The sequence below is a fragment of the Streptomyces sp. NPDC111606 genome (assembly GCF_055656945.1).
Genome location: NZ_JBVKBY010000001.1, coordinates 1,026,438 through 1,049,694 on the forward strand (window position 1 = coordinate 1,026,438; position 23,257 = coordinate 1,049,694).

24 protein-coding genes are annotated in these 23,257 nt (G+C 71.4%); 14 read left to right on the forward strand and 10 right to left on the reverse strand.

Annotated features, from left to right (window positions below; translation table 11 throughout):
- Nucleotides 1-55 precede the first annotated feature (55 nt).
- Both ACZ7M7_RS04745 and ACZ7M7_RS04750 read left to right on the forward strand, forming a co-directional pair.
- Nucleotides 56-1,390, forward strand: a complete 1,335-nt coding sequence (locus ACZ7M7_RS04745) for a GH1 family beta-glucosidase (RefSeq protein ID WP_472112796.1) — start codon at nucleotides 56-58, stop codon at nucleotides 1,388-1,390.
- Entirely contained in the window at nucleotides 1,387-2,640 is a 1,254-nt protein-coding gene (locus tag ACZ7M7_RS04750; RefSeq protein WP_472112799.1) for an MFS transporter, read from the forward strand. Before ACZ7M7_RS04745 ends, ACZ7M7_RS04750 begins: the two co-directional genes overlap by 4 nt.
- A gap of 87 nt (nucleotides 2,641-2,727) precedes the next feature.
- Here the strand turns inward: ACZ7M7_RS04750 and ACZ7M7_RS04755 are convergent, their stop codons facing one another.
- On the reverse strand, nucleotides 2,728-3,123 hold the full coding sequence (locus ACZ7M7_RS04755; protein WP_472112802.1) for a peptidase inhibitor family I36 protein: 396 nt from the start codon (nucleotides 3,121-3,123) through the stop codon (nucleotides 2,728-2,730).
- Nucleotides 3,124-3,246: 123 nt separating this feature from the next.
- Nucleotides 3,247-4,101 carry an NAD-dependent epimerase/dehydratase family protein gene (locus tag ACZ7M7_RS04760; RefSeq protein WP_383624613.1) on the reverse strand — a complete coding sequence of 285 codons (855 nt, stop codon included), beginning with the start codon at nucleotides 4,099-4,101 and terminating at the stop codon, nucleotides 3,247-3,249.
- Nucleotides 4,102-4,220: 119 nt separating this feature from the next.
- Between ACZ7M7_RS04760 and ACZ7M7_RS04765 the strand changes: the two genes are divergently transcribed.
- Together ACZ7M7_RS04765 and ACZ7M7_RS04770 are read left to right on the forward strand one after the other, a co-directional pair.
- A complete protein-coding gene (locus tag ACZ7M7_RS04765) occupies nucleotides 4,221-5,069 on the forward strand; it encodes a helix-turn-helix transcriptional regulator (RefSeq protein ID WP_383610980.1) in 849 nt (282 codons plus the stop codon).
- 198 nt (nucleotides 5,070-5,267) lie between these two features.
- The gene (locus tag ACZ7M7_RS04770) at nucleotides 5,268-5,744 is read left to right on the forward strand and encodes a hypothetical protein (RefSeq protein ID WP_369270950.1); all 477 of its coding nucleotides are present in this window, start codon (nucleotides 5,268-5,270) and stop codon (nucleotides 5,742-5,744) included.
- Between the two features lie 55 nt (nucleotides 5,745-5,799).
- Here the strand turns inward: ACZ7M7_RS04770 and ACZ7M7_RS04775 are convergent, their stop codons facing one another.
- Nucleotides 5,800-6,138 (reverse strand): P-II family nitrogen regulator, encoded by a 339-nt coding sequence (locus tag ACZ7M7_RS04775; protein WP_369270951.1) that lies wholly within the window; start codon nucleotides 6,136-6,138, stop codon nucleotides 5,800-5,802.
- A complete protein-coding gene (locus tag ACZ7M7_RS04780; protein ID WP_472112806.1) occupies nucleotides 6,135-7,466 on the reverse strand; it encodes an ammonium transporter in 1,332 nt (443 codons plus the stop codon). The genes ACZ7M7_RS04775 and ACZ7M7_RS04780 overlap by 4 nt, the downstream gene beginning before the upstream one ends.
- 174 nt (nucleotides 7,467-7,640) lie before the next feature.
- Here ACZ7M7_RS04780 and era point away from each other — a divergent pair, with 174 nt between their 5' ends.
- The 5 genes from era (at nucleotide 7,641) to ACZ7M7_RS04805 (ending at nucleotide 12,038) form a co-directional block, all read left to right on the forward strand.
- Nucleotides 7,641-8,591, forward strand: a complete 951-nt coding sequence (gene era, locus ACZ7M7_RS04785) for a GTPase Era (protein ID WP_383610987.1) — start codon at nucleotides 7,641-7,643, stop codon at nucleotides 8,589-8,591.
- 190 nt (nucleotides 8,592-8,781) lie between these two features.
- Nucleotides 8,782-9,849: a PhoH family protein gene (locus ACZ7M7_RS04790; RefSeq protein ID WP_383610990.1), complete on the forward strand. Its 1,068-nt coding sequence runs from the start codon at nucleotides 8,782-8,784 to the stop codon at nucleotides 9,847-9,849.
- Between the two features lie 15 nt (nucleotides 9,850-9,864).
- Nucleotides 9,865-10,362: an rRNA maturation RNase YbeY gene (ybeY, locus tag ACZ7M7_RS04795; protein ID WP_369270954.1), complete on the forward strand. Its 498-nt coding sequence runs from the start codon at nucleotides 9,865-9,867 to the stop codon at nucleotides 10,360-10,362.
- Nucleotides 10,359-11,666, forward strand: a complete 1,308-nt coding sequence (locus tag ACZ7M7_RS04800) for a hemolysin family protein (protein ID WP_383610993.1) — start codon at nucleotides 10,359-10,361, stop codon at nucleotides 11,664-11,666. The genes ybeY and ACZ7M7_RS04800 overlap by 4 nt, the downstream gene beginning before the upstream one ends.
- Nucleotides 11,667-11,678: 12 nt before the next feature.
- Nucleotides 11,679-12,038 carry an MmcQ/YjbR family DNA-binding protein gene (locus ACZ7M7_RS04805; RefSeq protein WP_472112811.1) on the forward strand — a complete coding sequence of 120 codons (360 nt, stop codon included), beginning with the start codon at nucleotides 11,679-11,681 and terminating at the stop codon, nucleotides 12,036-12,038.
- Here the strand turns inward: ACZ7M7_RS04805 and ACZ7M7_RS04810 are convergent.
- Nucleotides 12,000-13,511, reverse strand: coding sequence for an MFS transporter (locus ACZ7M7_RS04810; protein ID WP_472112814.1), 1,512 nt, complete (start codon nucleotides 13,509-13,511; stop codon nucleotides 12,000-12,002). The genes ACZ7M7_RS04805 and ACZ7M7_RS04810 overlap by 39 nt on opposite strands.
- 157 nt (nucleotides 13,512-13,668) lie before the next feature.
- On the opposite strand from ACZ7M7_RS04810, the gene ACZ7M7_RS04815 reads away from it, so the two are divergent.
- Together ACZ7M7_RS04815 and ACZ7M7_RS04820 are read left to right on the forward strand one after the other, a co-directional pair.
- Nucleotides 13,669-14,490 (forward strand): helix-turn-helix transcriptional regulator, encoded by an 822-nt coding sequence (locus ACZ7M7_RS04815; protein WP_383611165.1) that lies wholly within the window; start codon nucleotides 13,669-13,671, stop codon nucleotides 14,488-14,490.
- 28 nt (nucleotides 14,491-14,518) lie between these two features.
- The gene (locus ACZ7M7_RS04820) at nucleotides 14,519-14,872 is read left to right on the forward strand and encodes a cytidine deaminase (protein WP_383611000.1); all 354 of its coding nucleotides are present in this window, start codon (nucleotides 14,519-14,521) and stop codon (nucleotides 14,870-14,872) included.
- A gap of 58 nt (nucleotides 14,873-14,930) precedes the next feature.
- Here ACZ7M7_RS04820 and ACZ7M7_RS04825 read toward each other — a convergent pair whose 3' ends face one another.
- The gene (locus ACZ7M7_RS04825; RefSeq protein WP_383624619.1) at nucleotides 14,931-15,320 is read right to left on the reverse strand and encodes a nuclear transport factor 2 family protein; all 390 of its coding nucleotides are present in this window, start codon (nucleotides 15,318-15,320) and stop codon (nucleotides 14,931-14,933) included.
- A gap of 112 nt (nucleotides 15,321-15,432) precedes the next feature.
- Here ACZ7M7_RS04825 and ACZ7M7_RS04830 point away from each other — a divergent pair, with 112 nt between their 5' ends.
- Entirely contained in the window at nucleotides 15,433-16,233 is an 801-nt protein-coding gene (locus ACZ7M7_RS04830) for a VOC family protein (protein WP_383624622.1), read from the forward strand.
- Between the two features lie 3 nt (nucleotides 16,234-16,236).
- On the opposite strand, the gene ACZ7M7_RS04835 is transcribed toward ACZ7M7_RS04830, so the two are convergent.
- The 3 genes from ACZ7M7_RS04835 to ACZ7M7_RS04845 all read right to left on the reverse strand — a co-directional run bounded on the left by ACZ7M7_RS04835 (nucleotide 16,237) and on the right by ACZ7M7_RS04845 (nucleotide 19,729).
- Entirely contained in the window at nucleotides 16,237-17,394 is a 1,158-nt protein-coding gene (locus ACZ7M7_RS04835; RefSeq protein ID WP_383611007.1) for a carbohydrate kinase family protein, read from the reverse strand.
- An 80-nt stretch (nucleotides 17,395-17,474) separates the two neighbouring features.
- Complete coding sequence (locus tag ACZ7M7_RS04840) at nucleotides 17,475-18,737, reverse strand: glucarate dehydratase family protein (protein WP_472113931.1); 1,263 nt, start codon at nucleotides 18,735-18,737, stop codon at nucleotides 17,475-17,477.
- Nucleotides 18,738-18,760: 23 nt separating this feature from the next.
- Complete coding sequence (locus tag ACZ7M7_RS04845) at nucleotides 18,761-19,729, reverse strand: 5-dehydro-4-deoxyglucarate dehydratase (protein ID WP_472112819.1); 969 nt, start codon at nucleotides 19,727-19,729, stop codon at nucleotides 18,761-18,763.
- A gap of 127 nt (nucleotides 19,730-19,856) precedes the next feature.
- Between ACZ7M7_RS04845 and ACZ7M7_RS04850 the strand changes: the two genes are divergently transcribed.
- Nucleotides 19,857-20,639 (forward strand): IclR family transcriptional regulator, encoded by a 783-nt coding sequence (locus tag ACZ7M7_RS04850; protein WP_472112822.1) that lies wholly within the window; start codon nucleotides 19,857-19,859, stop codon nucleotides 20,637-20,639.
- 387 nt (nucleotides 20,640-21,026) lie between these two features.
- On the forward strand, nucleotides 21,027-22,253 hold the full coding sequence (locus tag ACZ7M7_RS04855) for an MFS transporter (protein ID WP_472112826.1): 1,227 nt from the start codon (nucleotides 21,027-21,029) through the stop codon (nucleotides 22,251-22,253).
- Nucleotides 22,254-22,262: 9 nt separating this feature from the next.
- Here the strand turns inward: ACZ7M7_RS04855 and ACZ7M7_RS04860 are convergent, their stop codons facing one another.
- The gene (locus ACZ7M7_RS04860) at nucleotides 22,263-23,255 is read right to left on the reverse strand and encodes an adenosine deaminase (protein ID WP_472112829.1); all 993 of its coding nucleotides are present in this window, start codon (nucleotides 23,253-23,255) and stop codon (nucleotides 22,263-22,265) included.
- Nucleotides 23,256-23,257 lie beyond the last annotated feature (2 nt).

The following is a 23,257-nucleotide window of genomic DNA, read 5'->3' on the forward strand; positions in this document are numbered from 1 at the left end:
AGGACGTAACTGCTTGTTCACGCCCGCCCGTTGACTTCCGTTACCGCTGGTACGGATGATCCGGCGCATGGCGACTGATGCGCGCGGCGCGACGAACCCGATACCTCAGTTCCCGGCCGGATTCCTGTGGGGTGTGTCCACCTCGGCCCATCAGATCGAGGGCGCGGCGGACGAGCGCGAGCCCTCCGTGTGGGACACCTTCACGGCCGGGCCGGGCCGGGTGAAGGACGGTTCCACGGCCGCGGTGGCCTGCGACCACTACCACCGCTACCCCGAGGACGTCGCTCTGCTGGCCGAGCTGGGCGTCGACGCGTACCGCTTCTCGATCTCGTGGCCGCGGGTGAACGCGCCCAAGGGCCTCGACTTCTACGACCGCCTGGTGGACGAGCTGTGCGCGGCGGGCGTCCGGCCGGTGCCGACCCTCTTCCACTGGGATCTGCCCGTCGCCCTGGACTGGCTGGAGCGGGACACGGCGGCCCGTTTCGCCGAGTACGTGTCCGTGGTCGCCGCGCGCCTCGGTGACCGCGTACAGAAGTGGATCACCCTCAACGAACCCGCCGAGCACACCCTGCTGGGCCACGCCCTCGGCACCCACGCCCCCGGCAGGCAGCTCCTCTTCGACGCGCTGCCCGTCGCCCACCACCAGCTGCTGGCCCACGGACTCGCCGTACGAGCACTGCGCGCGGCCGGCGCGAGCGACATCGGCATCGCCAACTCGCACGGCCCGACCTGGCCGGCGTCGCAGGAGCAGGCGGACCTGGAGGCGGCGGGCTTCTACGACGTACTGCTCAACCGGCTGTTCGCCGACCCGCTGCTGCTGGGCGCATACCCGGAGGGCATCGGGGAGCTGATGCCCGGGGACGTCGAGGGCGATCTGTCGGTCATCGCCGAGCCGCTCGACTTCTACGGCATCAACTACTACGCGCCGACCCGCGTGGGCGCCCCGCAGGGCACCGAGATCGAGTTCGGCGGGATCAGCATGCCCGCGGAACTGCCCTTCTCCGTACGGGAGATCGAGGGCGTCGCGACGACGGACTTCGGCTGGCCGGTGGTGCCCGAGGGCCTCACCGAACTGCTCACCGGCTTCCGGGAGCGGTACGGCGACCGGCTGCCGCCCGTCGTCATCACCGAGAACGGCTGCAGTTACGAGGGCATCGACGACCAGGAGCGGATCGCCTACCTGGACGGCCACATCCGCGCGCTGCACCGGGCGGTGGAGGCGGGCGTGGACGTACGCGGGTACTTCGTCTGGTCGCTGCTCGACAACTTCGAGTGGGCCGAGGGGTACGCACGGCGCTTCGGGCTGGTGCACACGGACTACGAGACGCTCACCAGGACCCCCAAGGCGTCCTACGGCTGGCTGCGGGACGTGCTCCGGGCCCAGAGGTGACGACCACCCGGCCGTCGGGTGCCCTGGCCGAGCCCGTCGACCGGGTCGGCCGGGGCTGGACGGCGGCGCTGTCGCTGGCCAACGTGGCGATCTGGGTGGGCTGGTACGGCCCGTTGCAGCTTCTGCTGGCCCGGCAGGCGGAGGACTTCGCGCCCGGCACGGGGATGTCGAAGGAGACGCTGCTGGCGTGGGTGACCGGCGTGGGCGCGGTCGTGTCGCTGCTGGCGAACCCGTTCTTCGGGGCGCTGTCGGACCGCACCACGGCCCGCTGGGGCCGCCGTACGCCGTGGATCGTGGCCGGTGCGGCGGGCGGCGCGCTGTCGCTGCTGCTGCTCGCCGGGGCGGGCGGGCTGTGGGCGATGGCGGTCGGCTGGTGTCTGGTCCAGCTGACGCTGAACGCGTCCTTCGCCGCGGTGACGGCGGCGGTGCCGGACCAGGTGCCTCGGCTGCAACGGGGGGTGGTGGGCGGCTGGTTGGGGGCTGCGCAGATCCTCGGCGCGGTCGTCGGCACGGGGCTCGCGACGGCGGCGGGCGGAATCGCGGCGGGGTACGCGGCGTGCGCGGTGTTCGCGGTGGCGGGTGTGCTGCCGTACGTCCTGCGGTACCGGGATCTGAAACTGGCGGCCGCGGACCGGCCGGCGTGGTCCTGGAGTTCGTTCGCACGCGGCTTCTGGCTGAGCCCGCGCCGCCATCCCGACTTCGGCTGGGCCTGGCTGACCCGCTTCCTGATCAACCTCAGCAACGCGCTGGTGATCCTCTACCTCCTGTACTACCTGCGGGACCGCCTGCACCACGACGACCCCGAGCAGGGCGTCCTGATCCTCACCGCGGTGAACAGCGTGACCCTGGTGGCCACGGTCGTGGTGGGCGGCGCCTGGTCGGACCGGGTGGGCCGCCGCAAGCCGTTCGTGATGTGGTCCGGGGTGCTGATGGCGGCGGCCACGGGCCTGCTGGCCGGCTGGCAGACCTGGCCGAGCGCGATCGTCGTGGCGGCGTTGCTGGGCCTGGGCCTCGGGGTGTTCATGTCGGTCGACTTCGCGCTGATGACGGACGTCCTGCCCACGGCGCGGGACCGGGGCAAGGACCTGGGCGTCATCAACGTGGCCAACGCCCTGCCCCAGGTCGCGGCGCCCGCCCTGGCCGCGCCGATCGTCACCCACCTGGGCGGCTACCGGATGCTGTACCTGGTGGCGGCCGCGGCGGGGCTGGCCGGGGCGGTGCTGGTGGGGCGGATCAGGGGTGTGGACTAGGTCGTGTCCGCAAAGTCCCGTCGTTCGCCCGCGGGGCAGGCGGGACTTTGCGGACACGGCCTAGGGGCGGGGCGGGCGGCGATCAGCTCAGCATTCGCGGCCCCACCGTGCGCTGTGCAGGGTGACGGGGCCCTCGAAGGTCACCATGTTGGTGTCGTTCGGGTAGTGCAGGCAGCCCTTGAAGTTGCCGCCGTTCTCCGGCGTGGTGGTGAGGTTGTACCAGATGTGGTCGGCACCCGGCCGGCGCACACCGTTGTTGACGATGGTCACCCCGTTTTCCGAGTGCAGGTCGTACAGATTCCCCTTCGACTTCCACGTCGGCTTGCCCGACGCCGTGTCGTTGTTCCACACGCAGACGTACTCCCGGGGGCAGTCCGCCGGGGCGGCCGCCGCCGGCGGCGCCGCAGCCACCCCCATCGCGGCCGTCATCAGCACCGCCGCCACACCCATGCCGGCCTTCTCGCGCAACCTTGTCTTCACCATGTCGCCCCTCCGTTTGCGGTCACTCGGGGCAGCCGTGGTCAGTTGGGCCGCCCCCGAGTGACCCAGCATCGCGCGTGGTTCAGGGCGTCGGTCCCTGACATCTGTCAGGGAACCGGAGGCCGGTCACAGCGCTCCGGCCTCCCGGGCCGCGTAAACCGACGGAAACAGCGGCCGATACCCCAGCTCCCGCCGGATCCGCTCGGTGGACACGACCGCCAGCCACGGGTCGGGGTCCGTGCGGGCATCCATCTCCTCGGGGATCTCGACCCCGTTCAGCTGATGCAACTCGACCGCCGTCACAGGCACGTCGTCGGCGATGTTGTACACACGGCCCGCGATCCCCGGCGCGTGCAGGATCCGCAGCAGCCCCTGGGCCACGTCCGCGTGATGCCCCATGTGCAGCCGCTGGGTCGCCGCCCAGTTCTTGGCCCACATCAGGGACTGGGCGAGATGCGGATCGCCCTCGCCGTAGACGAAGGGGAGCCGGCCGACACGTACGTCCATGCCCTCCAGCGCGAGCAACTCCCGCTCGGCCGCCGCCTTGGACTCCGGGTAGGCGCCCCACATCGCCCCACCGGGCCGGCTCTCGTCGTCCTCGGTCAGCGGGCGGCCACGTCCGGTGCCGTACACCAGCCCCGTGCTGACCTGCACGAAGCGCCGCACCCCGGCAGCCAGCGCGGCACGCCCCAGCTCCACGGCCGCGTCCCGGTTGACGGCCCGCGCCTCCTCGTCGGGGACCCCGCGGAAGGACGCCGCGACGTTCACGACCGCGTCGACCCCGGCGACCGCCTTGCCTAGCGACTCGGTGTCCCGCAGATCGCCGACCACGACCTCGGCGCCCAGCTCCGCGAACGGTTCGCCCCGCGCCGCGTCCCGCACCAGCACGCGCACCCGCTCCCCCGCCCGGGACTGCGCGAGCAGCCTCGGCACGAAGCGCCGGCCGACCTGTCCTGTCGTACCCGTCACCAATGTCAGCATGTTCTGCTCCTCTCGTCACCGACCACCCTCGGACGGGGCCGGTGCGGGCGGGAGAGACCCGTTGATCAGGGGATCGGCAGTCCCTGGATAAGGCGGCCGGACTACCGCAGGCTGGAGGAGTGAACCGAGCCGAACTCGCCGACTTCCTGCGCCGTGGCCGCGCCCGGCTGACCCCGTCCGACGTGGGTCTGACACCCGGCACCCGGCGTCGCACACCGGGCCTGCGCCGCGAGGAGGTGGCGCAGCTGGCGGGGATGTCGGTGGACTACTACACCCGGCTGGAGCAGTCCCGTGGCCCGCGCCCGTCCCGCCAGATGCTGACGGCGCTGGCCCGCGCGCTGCGCCTGACCGCCGTCGAGAGCGACCACCTGTTCCACCTGGCCGGCGAGGAGCCCCCGCGCCGCGAGACGGCGTCGGCGCATGTCCGGCCCGGGCTGCTGCTGATCCTGGACCGGCTGCACGACACCCCGGCCCAGGTGGTGAACGACTACGGCGAGGTGCTCGCGCAGAACGCGATGGCCAGGGCGCTGGTCGGTGACGTGATGTCCCGGCCGCGGCGCGAGCGCAACCTCACCCGCCGCTTCTTCCTGGACCCGACCGCGCGCTCGCTCTTCCCGGAGGAGGACCACGCGGGCCACGCGCGCGCCCATGTGGCCACCCTGCGCGCGGTGGCCGCGGCCCGCCCCGACGACCCGGAACCGGCCGCGCTGGTCGCCGAACTCCGGGCGTCCAGCGCGGAGTTCGCCCGGCTGTGGGAGGAACACGAGGTGTCGCAGCGCAACCGCGCGACCAAGCGTTTCCTGCACCCCCTGGTCGGCCTCCTGGAACTGGACTGCGAGGTCATGGTCAGCCACGAACACCACCACCTGCTGGTCGTTCACTCGGCCCGGCCCGGGACCGATGCCTACGAGCGGCTGCAACTCCTGCGTGTGGTCGGCCTGCAGGACATGTCGCCCAGCAAGGCCTGATCCGGTAGCTGACCTTCCGGTAATGGAGGCCGGAAATCACCCTTGCCGACCCTCGCCCCACGCGCATCAATGGAAACGGCGGTTCCGACGGACCGTCAGATTCAGCTCTCCACGCAGTGTGTCCGCATCCACCTGCCGAGCAGTTCCCCCACCCCCCACACAAGGAACTCCCCCACCCTTGAAAGGGACTGAATCCCCATGAGACGCATGCGCATCGGAGCAGGTGCCGCGCTGGTGGCCGGGACCCTCGCGGTCACCGGGCTGGCCTTCGCACCCGCCGCCCTCGCGGTCGCACCCGGCTCCGCGACGATCACCGCCGACTGCGGCAGCTTCGGCGGTGGCGAGGCCACCCTCACGGCGACGCAGGACGGCACCGCCGCCACCATCACCGTCAACTCCTCCGCGATCACCGCGCCGATCGCGCTCGGGGAGGACTCCATCTCCTCGACGCTCACCCTGGTGAAGGCGAGCGGCGGCACCACGAGCTTCAGCGGCACGGAGAACCCGGCGATGGCCGCCGGCGACCCCGTCCAGGTCGGCCCGCTCAGCGGCACCGTCGCCTCCGGGGACAGCCTGGAGGCCTTCGGCGGCTCACTGACCATGACCGTCTTCGGCATCACCATCACCTGCACGGCGACCGGGCCGCAGTCGCCGGGCCCGTTCGTCTTCGACTGAGTCCCGTGAGTCACTGACCCTTCGAAGGGGGCGCGGTCCCGGCGCTGTTACGGCTTCACAGCGCGTCGGGGCCGCGCTCGCCCGTCCGTACCCGTACGACCGTCTCGACCGGCAGCGCCCAGACCTTGCCGTCGCCGATCTTGCCGGTCTGCGCGGCCTTCACGATGGCTTCGATGACGTCCTCGGACAGCGCGTCCTCGACGACGACCTCGATGCGGACCTTCGGCACCAGGTCGACCTGGTACTCCGCGCCCCGGTACACCTCGGTGTGGCCGCGCTGCCGGCCGTACCCGCTCGCCTCGGTCACGGTCAGACCGTGCACGCCGAGTTCCTGGAGGGCGGTCTTGACCTCGTCGAGCCGGTACGGCTTGACGATCGCGGTGATCAGCTTCATGCCTGCTTCTTGACCTTCTGCGCGGCGGGGAGGGAGGAGGAGACGGACGAGGCGAGGGACGCCGAGACCGGGGCACCGTGCCCCAGGACCCCGTGATCGTAGGCGGTCTCGGCGTGCACCGTAAGGTCCAGGCCGGTGTGCTCCTGCTCCTCGCTCGCCCGGAAGCCCATCACCTTGTCGATCAGCTTGGCGATGCCGTAGGTGACGAGGAAGGCGTACGCGCCCACGGCCACGATGGCCACCGCCTGCTTGCCCAGCTGCGCGAGCCCGCCGCCGTAGAGGAGACCCTCGGCCCCGCCGGTCATCGTGGCCGTCGCGAAGACGCCGATCAACAGGGTGCCGATGACACCGCCGACGAGGTGGACGCCGACGACGTCCAGGGAGTCGTCGTAGTCGAACTTGAACTTCCAGCCGACCGCGTACGAGCAAACGACACCGGCGGCGAGGCCGATGACGAGGGCGCCGAGCAGCGAGACCGAGCCGCAGGACGGTGTGATGGCCACCAGCCCGGCGACCGCGCCCGAGGCCGCGCCCAGTGTCGTCGGGTGACCGTCGCGCTTCTGCTCGACGAAGAGCCAGCCGAGCAGGCCGGTGCAGCCGGCGGCGAGGGTGTTGAGGAAGGCGGCGGCCGCGAGGCCGTTGGCGCCGAGTGCCGAGCCGGCGTTGAACCCGAACCAGCCGAACCAGAGGAGACCCGCGCCGATCACGACCATCGGCAGGTTGTGCGGCCGCATGGCGTCCTTCTTGAACCCGAGCCGCGGGCCGAGGACCAGGGCCAGGGCGAGCCCGGAGGCGCCGGAGGTGATCTCGACGGGGAGGCCGCCGGCGAAGTCGAGGGCGCCGAGCCGGTCGAGGATCCAGCCGCCGGGGCCCCAGGTCCAGTGGGCGACGGGAACGTATACGAGCAGCGCCCACACCGGCACGAACACGACCCACGCCCCGAACTTCGCCCGGTCCGCGATCGCACCGCTGATCAGCGCGGCCGTGATGATCGCGAAGGTCAGCTGGAAGGTGGCGAAGAGGAGGGTGGGGACGCTCCCTTGGACGCTGTCCGGTCCGAGCCCGGCCATACCGGCGTGGTCGAGCCCGCCGATGAGTCCGCCGAGGGTGTCCTCCCCGAACGCGAGCGAGTAGCCGCAGGCCAGCCACACGACGGTGACCAGGGCGATGGACACGAAGCTCATCATCAGCATGTTGAGGACGCTCTTCGTGCGGACCATGCCGCCGTAGAAGAGGGCCAGGCCCGGGGTCATCAGCAGGACGAGGGCGGTGGCGGCGAGCAGCCAGGCGGTGTCGCCGGTGTCGACGCTTGCGGCGGCGAGGGTCACGGTCGTCTCCAACGGTGTGGGGGCTCGTCAGAGGTTCACGGCTGCGCGTTTCCGGTCGCGCACGGCTGTGTTTCCGTGACGTTTCGTTGCGCGGGGGTTTCCGGAAGCTCACCGGACGGTTGGCGGTCGGTCTGTTGTGCGGCGAGGGTCTGTGGATCAGGGAGAATGGGCGCCATGAGCGTTCGCAGCCAGTCATCCGAGCCGTCCGAGGCCCCCCACCGCGCCGGCTTCGCCTGCTTCGTGGGCCGCCCCAACGCGGGCAAGTCCACCCTTACGAACGCTCTGGTCGGCCAGAAGGTGGCGATCACCGCCAACCAGCCGCAGACGACGCGGCACACGGTCCGCGGGATCGTGCACCGGGAAGACGCCCAGCTGATCCTGGTCGACACCCCTGGGCTGCACAAGCCGCGCACCCTGCTCGGCGAGCGCCTCAACGACGTCGTCCGTACGACCTGGGCCGAGGTCGACGTGATCGGCTTCTGTCTGCCGGCGAACGAGAAGCTCGGCCCCGGTGACCGTTTCATCGCGAAGGAGCTGGCGTCGATCAAGAAGACGCCGAAGATCGCGATCGTCACCAAGACCGACCTCGTGGACAGCAAGCGGCTGGCCGAGCAGCTCATCGCGATCGACCAGCTCGGCAAGGAGCTGGGCTTCGAGTGGGCCGAGATCGTCCCCGTCTCCGCAGTCGGTGACCAGCAGGTGGGCCTGCTCGCCGACCTGCTCGTCCCGCTCCTTCCGGAGGGGCCGGCGCTCTACCCCGAGGGCGACCTCACCGACGAGCCCGAGCAGGTCATGATCGCGGAACTGATCCGCGAGGCCGCGCTGGAGGGCGTCCGGGACGAGCTGCCCCACTCCATCGCGGTCGTGGTGGAGGAGATGCTCCCCCGCGAGGACCGCCCCGCCGACAAGCCCCTCCTCGACATCCACGCCTTCGTCTACATCGAGCGCCCCAGCCAGAAGGGCATCATCATCGGCCCCAAGGGCAAGCGCCTGAAGGAGGTCGGCATCAAGTCCCGCAAGCACATCGAGGCGCTGCTGGGTACGCCGGTCTTCCTGGACCTGCACGTCAAGGTCGCGAAGGACTGGCAGCGGGACCCGCGCCAGCTGCGGAAGCTGGGCTTCTGAGCCTGCGGGCTCACTGAAGCGGGGGCCCGGGGGCCGGGAGCCCCCAGGTACGCGGACGTGCGCGGATCGGGGCCGTGGGGAAAAGGCCTACGGGCTTGTCAGTCCCCCGGCGTACTCTGGAAAACGCCAGACCGCCCACGTGGCGGGCGAGTCGTTTCGAGGAGGACGAGCAAGGCCTACGAGCCGGCCCATGACTCAGACACCCACAGCTCACACACCCGCGCAGGGGCAGGCGAGAGCACACTTCACCGTCCCCGCCCAGCACCCCATGGTGACCGTGCTGGGGTCCGGCGACTCCCTGCTGCGTGTGATCGAGAAGGCCTTCCCGGCGGCCGACATCCACGTCCGGGGCAATGAGATCAGCGCGGTCGGCGACGCCGCTGAAGTCGCCCTCATCCAGCGCCTGTTCGACGAGATGATGCTGGTGCTCCGCACCGGACAGCCGATGACGGAGGACGCAGTGGAACGCTCGATCGCCATGCTCAGAGCGAGTGAGAACGGCGAGGGCCCGGAGGAGACTCCGGCCGAGGTCCTCACCCAGAACATCCTCTCCTCGCGCGGCCGCACGATCCGCCCCAAGACCCTCAACCAGAAGCGGTACGTCGACGCGATCGACAAGCACACGATCGTCTTCGGCATCGGCCCCGCCGGTACCGGCAAGACCTACCTCGCCATGGCGAAGGCGGTGCAGGCCCTGCAGTCCAAGCAGGTCAACCGCATCATCCTGACCCGGCCCGCGGTCGAGGCGGGCGAGCGGCTCGGCTTCCTGCCGGGCACGCTCTACGAGAAGATCGACCCGTACCTGCGGCCGCTGTACGACGCGCTGCACGACATGCTCGACCCCGACTCGATCCCCCGGCTCATGGCCGCCGGGACCATCGAGGTCGCCCCGCTCGCGTACATGCGCGGCCGTACGCTCAACGACGCCTTCATCATCCTCGACGAGGCCCAGAACACCTCGCCCGAGCAGATGAAGATGTTCCTCACCCGCCTCGGCTTCGACTCGAAGATAGTCATCACCGGTGACGTCACCCAGGTCGACCTCCCGGACGGCACCAAGTCCGGTCTGCGGCAGGTGCAGGACATCCTGGACGGCGTCGACGACGTGCACTTCTCGCGGCTGTCGTCCCACGATGTCGTCCGGCACAAGCTGGTCGGCCGTATCGTCGACGCGTACGAGAAGTTCGACAACACGCACGGCACCCAGAACGGCACGCACAAGGGCCGCGGCGGCAAGGCCGGGCACAAGGGGAAGTAGAGAACACGCGCGACCATGTCGATCGACGTCAACAACGAGTCCGGAACCGAGGTCGACGAGCAGGCGATCCTCGACATCGCCCGCTACGCACTCGCGCGGATGCGCATCCACCCGCTCTCCGAGCTCTCGGTGATCGTCGTGGACGCCGACGCCATGGAGCAGCTGCACATCCAGTGGATGGACCTGCCTGGTCCGACGGATGTCATGTCCTTTCCCATGGACGAGCTGCGGCCGCCGTCGAAGGACGACGACGAGCCCCCGCAGGGGCTCCTCGGTGACATCGTGCTGTGCCCCGAAGTCGCCGCGAAGCAGGGGACCGAGGCGCCCACGCAGCACTCCATGGACGAGGAGCTCCAGCTGCTCACCGTCCATGGCGTGCTGCATCTCCTCGGGTACGACCACGAGGAGCCCGACGAGAAGGCCGAGATGTTCGGTCTGCAGGCCGCCATCGTGGACGGCTGGCGTACGGAGAAGGGCCTGACCGGCCCCTCCCCGGCCCCGACCGTGTCATGAGCCTCCCCCTCGTCTCCGGCGCGATCGCCCTGGTGGTCGTCGCCTGGCTCGCCGCCTGCGCGGAGGCGGGCCTGGCGCGCGTCTCCAGCTTCCGCGCCGAGGAGGCCGTACGCAGCGGCCGTCGCGGCAGCGAGAAGCTCGCGCTCGTCGCGGCCGACCCGACCCGCTATCTGAACGTGGCGCTGCTGGTGCGCGTGGCCTGCGAGATGGCCGCCGCCGCGCTCGTCACCTACGCCTGCCTGCAGGAGTTCGACAGCACCACCGAGGCCCTCCTGGTCGCGATAGCGGTCATGGTGCTGGTGTCGTACGTCGCCGTCGGTGTCTCCCCGCGCACCATCGGCCGCCAGCACCCGCTGAACACGGCGACGGCGGCGGCGTACGTGCTGCTGCCGCTCGCGCGGATCATGGGGCCGATCCCCCCTCTGCTGATCCTCATCGGCAACGCGCTCACGCCCGGCAAGGGCTTCCGCCGCGGCCCGTTCGCCTCCGAGGCGGAGCTGCGGGCGCTGGTCGACCTCGCCGAGAAGGAGTCGCTGATCGAGGACGAGGAGCGCCGGATGGTGCACTCCGTCTTCGAGCTGGGCGACACGCTGGTGCGTGAGGTGATGGTCCCGCGCACCGACCTGGTCGTCATCGAGCGGTACAAGACCATCCGCCAGGCCCTCACCCTCGCCCTGCGCTCCGGTTTCTCGCGTATCCCGGTCGTCGGGGAGAGCGAGGACGACGTGGTCGGGATGGTGTATCTGAAGGACCTGGCCCGCAAGACACACATCTCCCGGGACGCGGAGAGCGAGCTGGTTTCCACGGCGATGCGCCCCGCCGTCTTCGTACCGGACACCAAGAACGCCGGTGACCTGCTGCGCGAGATGCAGAAGGACCGCAACCACGTCGCCGTCGTCATCGACGAGTACGGCGGCACCGCCGGCATCGTCACCATCGAGGACATCCTCGAGGAGATCGTCGGCGAGATCACCGACGAGTACGACCGTGAGCTGCCGCCCGTGGAGGAGCTCGGCGAGGACCGCTACCGCGTCACCGCCCGCCTCGACATCACCGACCTCGGTGAGCTGTACGGCCTCGACGAGTACGACGACGAGGACGTCGAGACGGTCGGCGGGCTGCTGGCGAAGGCGCTCGGCCGCGTCCCGATCGCCGGGGCGTCGTCCCTGGTGGAGCTCCCGGACGCCCGGGAACTCCGGCTGACCGCTGAGGCGGCGGCCGGCCGCCGGAACAAGATCGTGACCGTGCTGGTGGAGCCGGTGGGTCCGGTCGGCCGCCCGGGCAAGGAGACGAAGGCCGAGTGACGGAGTGACGGAGTGAACCCTCAGGAGCTGCGCTCGTTCTGCCTGTCCTTCAACGCGACCGTGGAGGACTTCCCGTTCAATCCGGAGACCTCGGTCTTCAAGGTGCTGGGCAAGCTGTTCGCCCTGACGAACCTGGACGCGCGGCCCCTGACGGTCAACCTCAAGTGCGACCCGGAGGACGCGGTCCGCCTGCGGGGCGAGTATCCGGGGCTGATCGTCCCCGGCTATCACATGAACAAGCGGCACTGGAACACGGTGACCGTCGACGGCGAGCTCCCGGACCGCTTCGTCCGGGAGCTCGTGGAGGACTCGTACGACCTGGTCGTGGCCGGCCTACCGAGAGCCGACCGGCTCCGCCTCGACCGCCCCTGAACCGCTCTCGCCCGATCCGGCCGTGCGCCCGGTGCGCAGGCCGACGGCGATCAGGGCCGCGGCGGCCAGGACGATCGCCGCGTCGAGCGCCAGGACCGTGCGGGTGCCGGAGAGCAGGTCACCGGAGGTCGTCGCGAGGACGCCCAGCAGCGGGATGCCGATCGTGATGCCGACCTGCTGGGTCGAGGTGACCAGGCCGGTGGCCAGACCCTGCTCCTCGTCGGGGACGCCGGAGGTCACGGTCAGGCCGTAGGAGATGATCGCGCCCAGGTGGAACATGCTCGCCAGCGAGACGGCGGCCGTGACGAGCCAGACGGACCAGACGTGCGCGTTCAGGAACAGCAGGGCGACACCGAAGGCGCCCTGGCCGGCGAGCGAGACGACCAGGATGCGGCGCGCGCCGAGACGGCTGATGAACCTCGGTGTGAGCGAGCCGGCGAGCACCGACATGACACCCTGCACGCCGAAGACCAGGCCCGTCTCCCAGGCCGACAGACCGAGCACTTCCTGCAGGTACAGGGTGAGGACGAAGACCACCGTCGACATCATCGAGAAGGTGACCAGACCGCCCAGGTTGCCCCACGCCACCGTGCGGCGGCGCAGCATCGGCAGGGAGACGAGCGGTGACTCGGTGCGGGACTCGACGACCGCGAAAGCAGCCAGGAGCGCGAGGCCCGCGATGAGGGTCGCGATGACGTCGGCGCGGGCGAAGCCGTCGTCGGCGGCCGTCGTCAGGGCGTAGATCAGGGACAGCAGACCGCCGGTGACGGTGATCGCGCCGGGCACGTCCAGGTGCGGGCGGTCCGGGATGAGGGCACCTCCCATGCCCTTAAGGCTATGGGGGAGGGACTCGGTCAGCAGGCCGGGGGCGAGCGGCAGCACGACCAGGGCGAAGACGGCGAGCAGACCCATCGTGGAGCGCCAGCCGAGTGCGTCGGTCAGGACACCGCCCGCGACCACGCCGATGGTGAAGCCGAGGGACATCAGCGTCCCGGAGATACCCAGGGCGCGGTCCCGGGCGGGGCCCTCGGCGAAGGTGGTGGTCAGCAGGGACATGCCCGTCGGGACGATGACCGCGGCGCCGAGGCCCTGCAGGGCGCGTCCGGCGAGGAACGACGCGGGGTCCCAGGCGAACGTCGCGAGCACCGAGGCCGCGGCGAACAGGGCGAGTCCGGTGAGGAACAGCTTGCGGCGGCCGTACAGATCGCCGATGCGGCCGAAGAGGAGCAGGAAGCCGCCGGACGGCAACGCGAACGCCGTCACCGCCCACTGCAGCGCCGAGGGGCTCATGCCGAGGTCGGCGCCGAGGACGGGGAGGGCGACGTTCAGGACGGAGAAGTCGAGCGCGACCATGAACTGGGCGGCGCACAGGACGAACAGGACGAGTTTGTCGCGCGTCGACATCCGGGGGGACCGGGAGGTGCCGAGCGGTGGGGTGGGTGTCGCAGTCTCAGTGGTGGTGTCGATCGCCATGGGCAAGAGCCTGTGGGCGCCGGAATAGCCGTGGGGAGCCGCAAGTTGTCCTGGTGGTGGCACCACCAGCCGCCGGGATGAGGGGGATCCGTACGTGTCCGACGTGTCCGGGAGCACGCTGAAGAGTCATCGGCGGCGCGAGCTGCGCGAGTTCCTGATGAGCAGGCGAGCCCGGGTGACACCGGGTGAGGCGGGGCTGCCGGACGGCGGGGCGCGGCGCCGTACGCCGGGGCTGCGGCGCGAGGAGGTCGCCGTGCTCGCCGGAGTGGGCGCCTCCTGGTACCAGTGGCTGGAGCAGGGGCGGGACATCTCCGTGTCGCCGCAGGTGCTGGACTCGGTGGGCCGGGTGCTGCGGCTGAGCAACGCCGAGCGCCGGCATCTGTATCTGCTGGCCGGGCTGAATCCGCCGGCCCCCGAAGTGGCGCCCGAGAAGCGGGACATGTGCGACGGGCTGCGGCGGCTGATCGACGCGTGGATGCCGTATCCGGCGCACATCATGGACCGGTACTACAACGGCGTGCTCCACAACGACGCGGCTGCGACCGTGCTCGGCATGCGGCCCGGCAAGCGGTGGAACTGTCTGATCGACTTCTTCACGGACCCGATGTACCGGTCGCGTTCGAGGAGTTGGGAGCAGAACGCCCGGACGGTCGTGGCGCAGTTCCGTGCGGTGTGCTCCGCTTCTCCCGACGACGAGGGCTTCCAGTCCGTGCTGGCCGAGGCGAAGGCGTCCAGCCCGGAGTTCACCGCGCTGTGGGAGCGGCGGGACATCGAGGACGCCGGGCAGATCCGCAAGGAGCTGGACCATCCGCTGGTCGGGCTGCTGTGCATGGAGTCGAGCGTGATGCAGATGCCGGTGCGGCCCGACCTGTCGATCGTCCTGCACACGCCGCTGGACGAGGCGAACACGGCGGCGAAGCTCGAGTGGCTGGCCTCCCCGGAGGGGCGGCGCGGGGCCATGTACCCCGTGGCCGGTTAGCGCGGGCGCCGCTACGTATGCTCAGGTCATGACCGACAACAGCGCGCTCGACCCCGAGGACCGCAAGATCGTCACCCTGGCCCGTTCCGCGCGGGCCCGCAATGCAGTGCCCGAGGGTGCGGCCGTACGGGACGAGACCGGCCGCACCTATGTCGCCGGGACGGTCGCCCTGGACTCCCTGAAGCTGAGCGCGCTGCGCACGGCGGTGGCGATGGCGGTGGCGTCGGGCGCGAAGTCGCTGGAGGCGGCGGCGGTCGTGACGGAGGCCGAGGGCGCCTCGGACGCGGACCGCGCGGCGGTACGGGACCTCGGCGGACCGCAGACGCCGGTGCTGGTGGCGGGGCCGGACGGGGCGGTGCGTACGACGGTGACGGCGGGCTGAGGTTCAGGAACCCCTCGCCCTCCCGGGAGTTTCAGGAGGCCCTCGGTCTCCCGGCAGTTCAGGTCCGGGCCGCCGGGGTGATGTGGCTGAGCACGCAGCGCCAGCGGCCGTCCCGCCGTACGAAGACGTCGGTCGTCCACTCGTCGGCGTCGAAGCGCTCGCCCTTGTAGTGGGCGGTGTTCGTGATGCGTACCGTCACGACCGCCGAGTCGCCGAGCAGAACGATCCTGGGCTCGCCGACGAGCTGGAACGACGAGTGGGTCAGCTCGCCGGACTCGACGAACGACAGAAACTGCTCCCTCGTCGAGATGCCCGACTCGGAGACGATGGCCCAGTCGTCGGCCATGAAATCCGCGATCCGCGCGGGGTCGTTGGAGACGATCGCCGCCGCCCAGTCGTGCACGACGGCGGCGAGCACCTGCCGGTCCTGAGGCGCGTCGTCGCTCATGACCGGATCGTAACGAGAGCCGGCCGGCACGGCATCCCGTCGGGCCACGACGGGCGGTTGTCGGTGCCGGGTGTCACGCTGAGGTCATAGCGGATCTGCGAAGGGACTCGTCATGATCACCACTGACCTCGCTCCCGGCTCCCCTTGTTGGCTCGACCTCGGCGCCCCTGACGTCCGGGCCGCGGCGGCCTTCTACGGCGCGGTGCTCGGCTGGGAGTACGAGTCCATGGGCGAGGGCGGCGACATGGAAGGCGGGATGTTCAAGAAGGACGGCAAGACCGTCGCCGGGCTCGGCAAGCTCACCGAGGAGGGCGCCCGCTCGGCGTGGATGATCTACTACACCGTCACCGACGCGGACGCCACGACGCAGGCCGTGCAGGGCGCGGGCGGCACGGTGCGGGTGCCTCCGCGGGACCTCGACGACTGGGGACGGATGGCGCAGTACGACGACCCGCTGGGCGGCCAGTTCGCCGTCTGGCAGCCGGGGAAGAACTCGGGCTTCGAGCTGGCGGACGAGACGGGTTCGCTGTCGTGGACGGAGCTGTACACGACCGACGCCGCGGGCGCGAAGGAGTTCTACAGCGGTGTCTTCGGCTGGCAGTTCAGCGACATGCCGATGCCGGGCGGCGGGGGCGCGTACACCCTCATCACCCCGGCCGGACAGCCCGAGGAGCGCATGCAGGGCGGCCTGATGGAGCTCCCCGTGGAGAACCTGGTGCTGGCGGGCGGGCGGCCGTACTGGCACCCGGTGTTCAACGTGACCGACTGCGACGCCGCGGTCGCCAAGGTCACCGAGAACGGCGGCAGTGTGCAGATGGGGCCGGAGGACGCGGAGGGCGTGGGCCGGCTCGCGGTGTGCGTGGACCCGTCGAACGCGGACTTCGTGGTGCTCACGCCGGCCACGCCCAGCTGACCGTCACGCCGACCGGCGGAACCCGATCGTCGGCACCGCCCGCCGCAGCGGCCAGGGTCTGCCCTGCTCCTGCGGCACCAGATCCGCCAGGAACGCGTACCGGTGCAGGGCCTCGGGGTCCTGCCGGTCGAGGGACTGGACCTGGCGCCACCAGGCGCCGATCTCGGCCCAGCCGGGGGCCGACAGGGAGCCGCCGAACTCCTGGACGGACAGGGCGGCCGTGAGGCCCGCGAAGGCCAGCCGGTCGGCCAGCGGCCAGTCGGCCAGGGTGCCGGCGACGAAGCCGGCCACGAAGACGTCACCGGCGCCGGTCGGGTCCAGGGCCTCCACGGCGATCGCGGGGACGACAGCCGTCTCCCCGGTCCTGCTGTCCACCGCGTACGCGCCCTCCGCGCCCAGGGTGACGACCGCGACCGGGACGTGCTCGGTGAGGGCGTGGGCCGCCTCGCGCGGGCAGTCGGCGCCGGTGTACCGCATGGCCTCCTGCGCGTTCGGCAGGAACGCCTCGCAGTGCTCCAGGTCGGCCAGCCCCGCCAGGTCCCACGCCCCCGTGTCGTCCCAGCCGACGTCGGCGAAGATCCGGGCGCCCTTGCGCGCGGCCTGGGCGATCCAGGGTGCACGCGTCCCGGGCACCAGGGAGGCCACGGCGGCCCGCGCACGGGGCGGGCAGTCCGGCGCCGGCTCCTCCGGTGGCGGCTCGTGGCCGTGGGAGACCATCGTGCGCTCCCCCTCGTACGCCATCGAGACCGTCACCGGCGAGTGCCAGCCCGGCACCGTGCGCGACGGCGAGAGGTCGATGCCCTCGCCGTGCTCCAGCGCGTCCCAGCAGTACTCGCCGTAGTGGTCGTCGCCGAAGGCCGCCGCGAGCGACGTCTTCAGGCCGAGGCGGGCCAGGGCGGTGGCCATGTTCGCCACGCCGCCGGGGCTCGACCCCATGCCGCGCGCCCAGGACTCCGTCCCGCGCACCGGGGCGGAGTCGAGGCCGGTGAAGATGATGTCGAGGAAGACCGTGCCCGTGAGATACACGTCCCACGGCGGGTCGGCGGCCGTGCGCAGGCCGACGAGGGGGTCGACCTGGGCCCGGCGATACGGCCCCCCTGCTCTGGACGACGGCCTCTGGGGCGAGGCTCCCTTTCCGGTCGGCGCGGTGGGCGTGGTCACGGTGCGCTCCCTGACGTGGTGCTGATCTGGCCAGTCTGCACCACCCCACCGACAACGCCACCGCGATCCTGCCCGAGGCGCTACCAGCGAGGCACCGACGGCGTGACCCAGCCGGGCTCGGCCACCCGCATCGCGGCCGCGTCGTCCCGGTCCCGCAGCGAGCCGTCGTCATCCAGCCACCGCCGGTGCAGCTCTGCGAGCCGGTCGCGGTCCAGCTCGACACCCAGGCCGGGTGCGTCCGACACGGCGACCTTGCCGCCCTCGAAGGTGAGGCGCTCGGTGAGGACGTCCTCGGACTGCCAGGGGTAGTGGGAGTCGCAGGCGTGGTGGAGGTTCGGGACGGTCGACGCCACGTGTGTCATCGCGGCCAGGGAGATGCCCAGATGGGTGTTGGAGTGCATGGACACCCCGACGCCGAAGGTGCGGCAGATCGCGGCCAGTTGCCGGGTGTTGCGCAGTCCGCCCCAGTAGTGGTGGTCGGACAGCACGACCTGCACGGCGTCCTTGGCGAAGGCCTCCTTGATCTCCGCGAACGTCGTCACGCACATGTTGGTCGCCAGCGGCACCCCGCTCCGCGCGGCCACCTCGGCCATACCGGCCGTACCCAGCGTCGGATCCTCCAGGTACTCCAGGACGTCCCCGAGCTCCCGCGCCACCTTCAGCGAGGTCTCGACGGACCAGGCCCCGTTGGGGTCGAGGCGCAGGGGATGCCCGGGAAAGGCCTCCGCGAGTGCCCGTACGGCGGCGATCTCCTCGTCCGGCGGGAAGACACCGCCCTTGAGCTTGAAGGAGGTGAACCCGTACCGCTTGGTGAACCTCCGCGCCTGCTCGACGACCCCGGCCGGGTCGACGGCGGCGCCCCAGTCGTCCTTCTCGGCCGCGACGCCCGCCGGATGGTCGGCCCACCTGTAGAAGAGATACGCGCTGTACTCGACCGCGTCGCGCACCCTGCCGCCGAGCAGCGCGTGCACGGGCAGCCCGAGTGCCTTGCCGAGGGCGTCGAGGCAGGCGACCTCGAAGCCGGAGACGACGGACAGCCGCAGCTTGTCGGCGGTCTGGACACCGCGCAGCCCGCCCACGTCGACCTGTCCGGACACCCGGGACCGGTCGACGGCCACCTCGTCCGCGACGGTGAACAGCCCGTTGAGGTCGCCGACTTGACGGCCGATCAGCTTCTGCGCGAACGGCCGGGCGAGCTCCAGGTACTTGGTGTCGCCGTACGTCTCGCCGACCCCCGTGATCCCGCCGGCCGTCACAACCTCCACGATCAGGCGGGGTGTGTACGGCTGGTGGACGCCCTGGGTGTTCAGCAGCGGCGGGTCGGCGACCAGGATGGGCGTCATACGGACATCGGTGATCGTGAGGTTCACAGGGCGGCTCCTACGAGGTCGAGTCCGGTGGCGAGGAGCGCGCGGAGGTCGGCCAGGTCACCGGCCGACGGGTCGGTGAGCGGCGCGCGAACGGGGCCGACGGGGCGGCCGCGCAGCCGGGCCGCCGCCTTCACCAGGGACACGGCGTACCCGGGCACCCGGTCGCGGAGCTCGACGAGCGGGACGTAGAAGTCGCGCAGCAGCTTGTCGACGGTGCCGTGCTCGCCGCCCTGGAGTGCGGCGAAGAAGGCGTTCGCGATCTCGGGGGCGAAGGCGTGGACGGCGGAGGAGTAGGCCGGGACGCCGACGGCGGCGTACGCGCGGGCCTGGATCTCGGCGGTGGCGGCCCCGTTGAAGAAGAGGAAGCCCTCGGGGGCGGCGAGGGTGAGGCGCTGGAGCCGGTCGAGGTCGCTGTGGCCGTCCTTGAGGCCGATGACGTTCGGGATGCGGGCGATCCGCCGCAACGAGTCGGCCGTGAAGGCGACTTGACCGCGCTGGTAGGCGATGAGCGGGAGGCGGGTGCGGGCGGCGATCCGCTCCAGCTGGGCGACCAGTCCGTCCTGCGGGGCGGCGACGAGGTAATGCGGCAGGACGAGGAGGGCGTCCGCGCCGGCCTCCTCGGCGATGCGCGCGAACCGCGCGGCCTGCGCCCAGCCGTACCCGATCCCGGCGACGACCGGCACCCGTCCGCCCGTCTCCTCGACGGCGATCGACACGACCTGCCGGTACTCGTCCTCGTCGAGCGAGAAGAACTCGCCGGTGCCGCAGGCGGGGAAGACGGCGCCGGGTTCGGTGGCGGCCTGGGCGGCGACATGGGCGCGGAAGCCGTCCGGGTCCAGCGAGCCGTCCTCGCGGAAACTCGTGAGGGGGAACGACAGCACGCCGTGCGCCATGCCGTCCCGCAAGCGCCGGGTCGTGTCGGTATCGAGGCTCACCCGGTCCGTATCGAGGCTCACCTTCGTCATCTCCCCATGTAGATGTTATCCACGTATGAGAATCGAGATTAGATACGCGAACCGCGGCCGTCAATGCCACGGCCGATCCGAGGCGCTTCCGAGGCACTTTCCGAGGCGCTCCGATTACCATCGCCCCATGTCAGAGACAGGCGGCGTCCGCGAGGTGAAGTCGGCGGCGCGCACGGTGGAGTTGCTGGAGCTCCTCGCCGCGCGCGGCGACCGTCCCGCACGCCTCCAGGAGCTGGCCGACGCACTGGACGTGCCGCGCAGCTCCATGTACGCGCTGCTGCAGACCCTGATCTCCCGCGGCTGGGTCCGCACGGACGTCACCGGCTCTCTCTACGGCATCGGCATCCACGCCCTGCTCACCGGCACCAGCTACCTCGACTCCGACCCGCGCGTGCGCGCCGTACGCCCGTATCTCGACGAGGCCTCGGAGGCGCTGGGCGAGACGATCCACATGGCGCGGCTGGACGGCCGGGACGTGGCGTATCTGGCGACGCGCGAGTCGCACGAGTACCTGCGGACGATCAGCCGGGTCGGGCGACGGCTTCCCGCGCACGTGGGAGCGCTGGGTAAGGCACTGCTCGCCGAGCGCCCGGACGACGACCTCCCCGAGGGCCCGTACGAGCCCCTCACCGCCCACACCCACACCACCCGGGACTCCCTCGCCGCCGACCTCGCCGAGGTGCGGGCGCGCGGCTACTCGATCGACCGCGAGGAGGGCGTCCCCGGCATCGTCGGCTTCGGCTTCGCCCTGCGCTACGACTCCCCTGCCCAGGACGCGATCAGCTGCTCGGTGCCGGTGGCGCGGCTGTCGGCGGGGCACGAGGAGCGGATCGTCGCGGTGATGCGCGAGATCAGGGCGAAGATCGAGGCGACGGCGCCTGCGGCGGGCGGGTCGGTGCACTGGCGCTAGCGCCGGCTCGCACGGCACCCGGCGTGAGCGGCACCGCCTCGCCAGGGCTGCCCAGACCCCCGCTTCGGCCCTCAACGGGCCTCGTCCGCAAACGCCGGACGGGCTGAATTGCCGGGACCGGCACCGAGAGTGGCCGCCGGGGTTCGGGATGGGGCGGCCTCGCCCCCGGACCCCGGACGAGCTGAGAACGACTGGCCCGGCGCCTTCAGGAAAGCCCTCGTTTACCCGGCCTTCCCCACCCCAAACGCAACGTGCGCCAGATCACACCCCCCGCGCTTCTTCTCCGAACCGTGTGCTTGATACAAATTCTCCGCGCGTTCCTGTCCGTCGACGGCCTGCGCCCCTCCCCCTCTTGAGCCGCTCCTTTCGCATGCCCTGGGAACGCCCGTGTTCGCCCCTCGCACCACTCCCTGGCCCCTCGTCGCCCTTTTCACGGCCGGGTACCTCGCTCCATATCTGCTGCCGACGGTCGTCGGCAGGCTCGACTCCGGTCTTCCGCTGTCCCCCACCCAGGCCGGCGCCGTCGGCAGCGCACTGCTGCTGAGTTCGGCGTCGGCGGGCTTCCTGCTGGCCTCACGCGTCGAGCGGATCGGGGCGCGCAGGCTGGCCCGTGTCGGCCTCACGCTCGCCGTCCTCGGCTACGGCGTGGCAGCGCTCGCGCACGCCGTACCGTCCGTCGTCCTTGGCGTCCTGATCGGCGGCTTCGGATCCGGTACGGCCACCGCGGTCGCCGCCACCCGCATCGCCGCCCAGCCGGACCCGCACCGGGCCACCACGCTCGGCCTGCTCGGCGTCTCCGCCCTCGCGGGCGGCGTCTATCTGACGGTGCCGCACCTCGGCCCGGGCCATGGCCAGCCGCTGGCCGCGATCGCGCTCACCGCGCTCACCGTATGGCCACTGACGGGCCGGCTCCCGGCCGCCACGGCCACGCCGCACCAGCCCGGCTGGGACGGCTCCGGCCTCCCCCACCTGCGCCACGGCCTGACCCTCGCCGCCTGCATGCTGTGCTGGTCGCTCGCCCAGAACTCCCTCTGGGGCGTCAGCGGCCGAATAGGCCTGACGCAGGCGCAGTTGACCGAGACCACGGTCGGCGCGGTGTTCGCCGTGGGGCTCGGCGCGGGCCTGCTGGGCGTGACCGGGGCGGGCGCGCTCGGCCCGCGCCTCGGCCGGGCACTGCCCATCGGCGCCGGTACCGCACTCATCGCGGCGTGCATCGCGCTCAGCGCGTCCGCCACCGACCTGACGACGTTCGGGACCGGCGAGATCGCCTGGAACACCTTCTACCCGATCGTCCTGTCGTACCTCATCGGCCTCGCCGCCTCCCTCGACACCCGCGGCCGCTGGGCCGTCCTCGTCGGCTCGGCGTCGTCGCTGGGCACGGCGGCCGGCCCGCTGACCGGGAGCGTTCTGTCGGCACAGGCCGGGTTCTCGGTCATGGGCGCGGTCCTCGCGGTCGGGCTGCTGATCGTCGCCGTACCGATGACGGCGGTGGCTCTGAGCCGCCGGAGCCGGCGGACGGTCGAGGTCGTGGAGAACGTCGAAGTCGTCGAGATCCCCCTGGACACCGCCGAGGCCAACCCCGCAGCCCCCGACCGCCTCACCGCGGCCACCTAGCCTCGGCGGCTACCCGAACTCATAGGCCTCGACCTCGGCCAGGTACCGCGCCCGCAGCTCCTCGTCGTCCTCCAGGAAGGAGGCGAGGAACGAGTTGCGGGCGAGCTCCCGCAGCCGTTCGTCGGTGAGGCCGAGGGTCTGGCGTACGGCGTCGAAGTTGTCGCCGGCGTACCCGCCGAAGTAGGCCGGGTCGTCGGAGTTGACCGTGCAGTGGAGCCCGGCGTCGAGCATGGCGGGCAGCGGGTGGTCGGCGAGGACGTCGACGGTGCGCAGCCGTACGTTCGACAGCGGACACAGCGTCAGCGGCACCCGCTCCCGCACCAGCCGCTCGACCAGCGCCGGGTCCTCCATGCACCGCAGCCCGTGGTCGACGCGCTCGACACCGAGGACGTCGAGGGCCTCGGTGATGTAGGCGGGCGGGCCTTCCTCGCCGGCGTGCGCGACGCGCCGCAGACCGAGCGCGGCGGCTGCCTCGTAGACCTCGCGGAACTTCACCGGCGGGTGGCCGACCTCGGCCGAGTCGAGGCCGACGCCGGTGATCCGGTCGAGATACGGCTCGGCGGCCCGGAGCGTGGCCATGGCCGACTCGGCGGAGTCGTCGCGCAGGAAGCACATGATCAGCCGGGTGGAGACCCCGTGGTTCGCCTCGCTGCTCCCCAGCGCCCGCGACAGCCCCTCGACGACCGTGCCCAGCTCCAGGCCCCGCTTGGTGTGCGCCTGCGGGTCGAAGAAGATCTCCGCATGCCGCACGCCCTGCGCGGCGGCACGGGCGAGGTAGGCGTTCGCCAGGTCCTCGAAGTCCCGCTCGGTGCGCAGGACGGCCATGAGCTCGTAGTAAAGGTTCAGAAAGGACTGGAGGTCCTCGAACTGATAGGCCTTGCGGATCTCGTCGGTGTCCAGGTACGGCAGCTCGACGCCATTGCGTGCGGCCAGCTCGAAGGCGAGCTCGGGTTCGAGGGTGCCTTCGATGTGGAGGTGCAGTTCTGCTTTGGGGAGGGGCATCG

Excerpts from the sequence above, each read along its gene's own strand:
- ACZ7M7_RS04745 (WP_472112796.1), top strand. The coding sequence starts at position 56 with ATGATCCGGCGCATGGCGACTGATGCGCGCGGCGCGACGAACCCGATA.
- ACZ7M7_RS04755 (WP_472112802.1), bottom strand. The coding sequence starts at position 3,123 with ATGGTGAAGACAAGGTTGCGCGAGAAGGCCGGCATGGGTGTGGCGGCG.
- ACZ7M7_RS04760 (WP_383624613.1), bottom strand. The coding sequence starts at position 4,101 with ATGCTGACATTGGTGACGGGTACGACAGGACAGGTCGGCCGGCGCTTC.
- ACZ7M7_RS04770 (WP_369270950.1), top strand. The coding sequence starts at position 5,268 with ATGAGACGCATGCGCATCGGAGCAGGTGCCGCGCTGGTGGCCGGGACC.
- ACZ7M7_RS04775 (WP_369270951.1), bottom strand. The coding sequence starts at position 6,138 with ATGAAGCTGATCACCGCGATCGTCAAGCCGTACCGGCTCGACGAGGTC.
- era (WP_383610987.1), top strand. The coding sequence starts at position 7,641 with ATGAGCGTTCGCAGCCAGTCATCCGAGCCGTCCGAGGCCCCCCACCGC.
- ACZ7M7_RS04790 (WP_383610990.1), top strand. The coding sequence starts at position 8,782 with ATGACTCAGACACCCACAGCTCACACACCCGCGCAGGGGCAGGCGAGA.
- ybeY (WP_369270954.1), top strand. The coding sequence starts at position 9,865 with ATGTCGATCGACGTCAACAACGAGTCCGGAACCGAGGTCGACGAGCAG.
- ACZ7M7_RS04800 (WP_383610993.1), top strand. The coding sequence starts at position 10,359 with ATGAGCCTCCCCCTCGTCTCCGGCGCGATCGCCCTGGTGGTCGTCGCC.
- ACZ7M7_RS04810 (WP_472112814.1), bottom strand. The coding sequence starts at position 13,511 with ATGGCGATCGACACCACCACTGAGACTGCGACACCCACCCCACCGCTC.
- ACZ7M7_RS04815 (WP_383611165.1), top strand. The coding sequence starts at position 13,669 with ATGAGCAGGCGAGCCCGGGTGACACCGGGTGAGGCGGGGCTGCCGGAC.
- ACZ7M7_RS04820 (WP_383611000.1), top strand. The coding sequence starts at position 14,519 with ATGACCGACAACAGCGCGCTCGACCCCGAGGACCGCAAGATCGTCACC.
- ACZ7M7_RS04825 (WP_383624619.1), bottom strand. The coding sequence starts at position 15,320 with ATGAGCGACGACGCGCCTCAGGACCGGCAGGTGCTCGCCGCCGTCGTG.
- ACZ7M7_RS04830 (WP_383624622.1), top strand. The coding sequence starts at position 15,433 with ATGATCACCACTGACCTCGCTCCCGGCTCCCCTTGTTGGCTCGACCTC.
- ACZ7M7_RS04840 (WP_472113931.1), bottom strand. The coding sequence starts at position 18,737 with ATGACGCCCATCCTGGTCGCCGACCCGCCGCTGCTGAACACCCAGGGC.
- ACZ7M7_RS04845 (WP_472112819.1), bottom strand. The coding sequence starts at position 19,729 with ATGACGAAGGTGAGCCTCGATACGGACCGGGTGAGCCTCGATACCGAC.
- ACZ7M7_RS04850 (WP_472112822.1), top strand. The coding sequence starts at position 19,857 with ATGTCAGAGACAGGCGGCGTCCGCGAGGTGAAGTCGGCGGCGCGCACG.
- ACZ7M7_RS04860 (WP_472112829.1), bottom strand. The coding sequence starts at position 23,255 with ATGCCCCTCCCCAAAGCAGAACTGCACCTCCACATCGAAGGCACCCTC.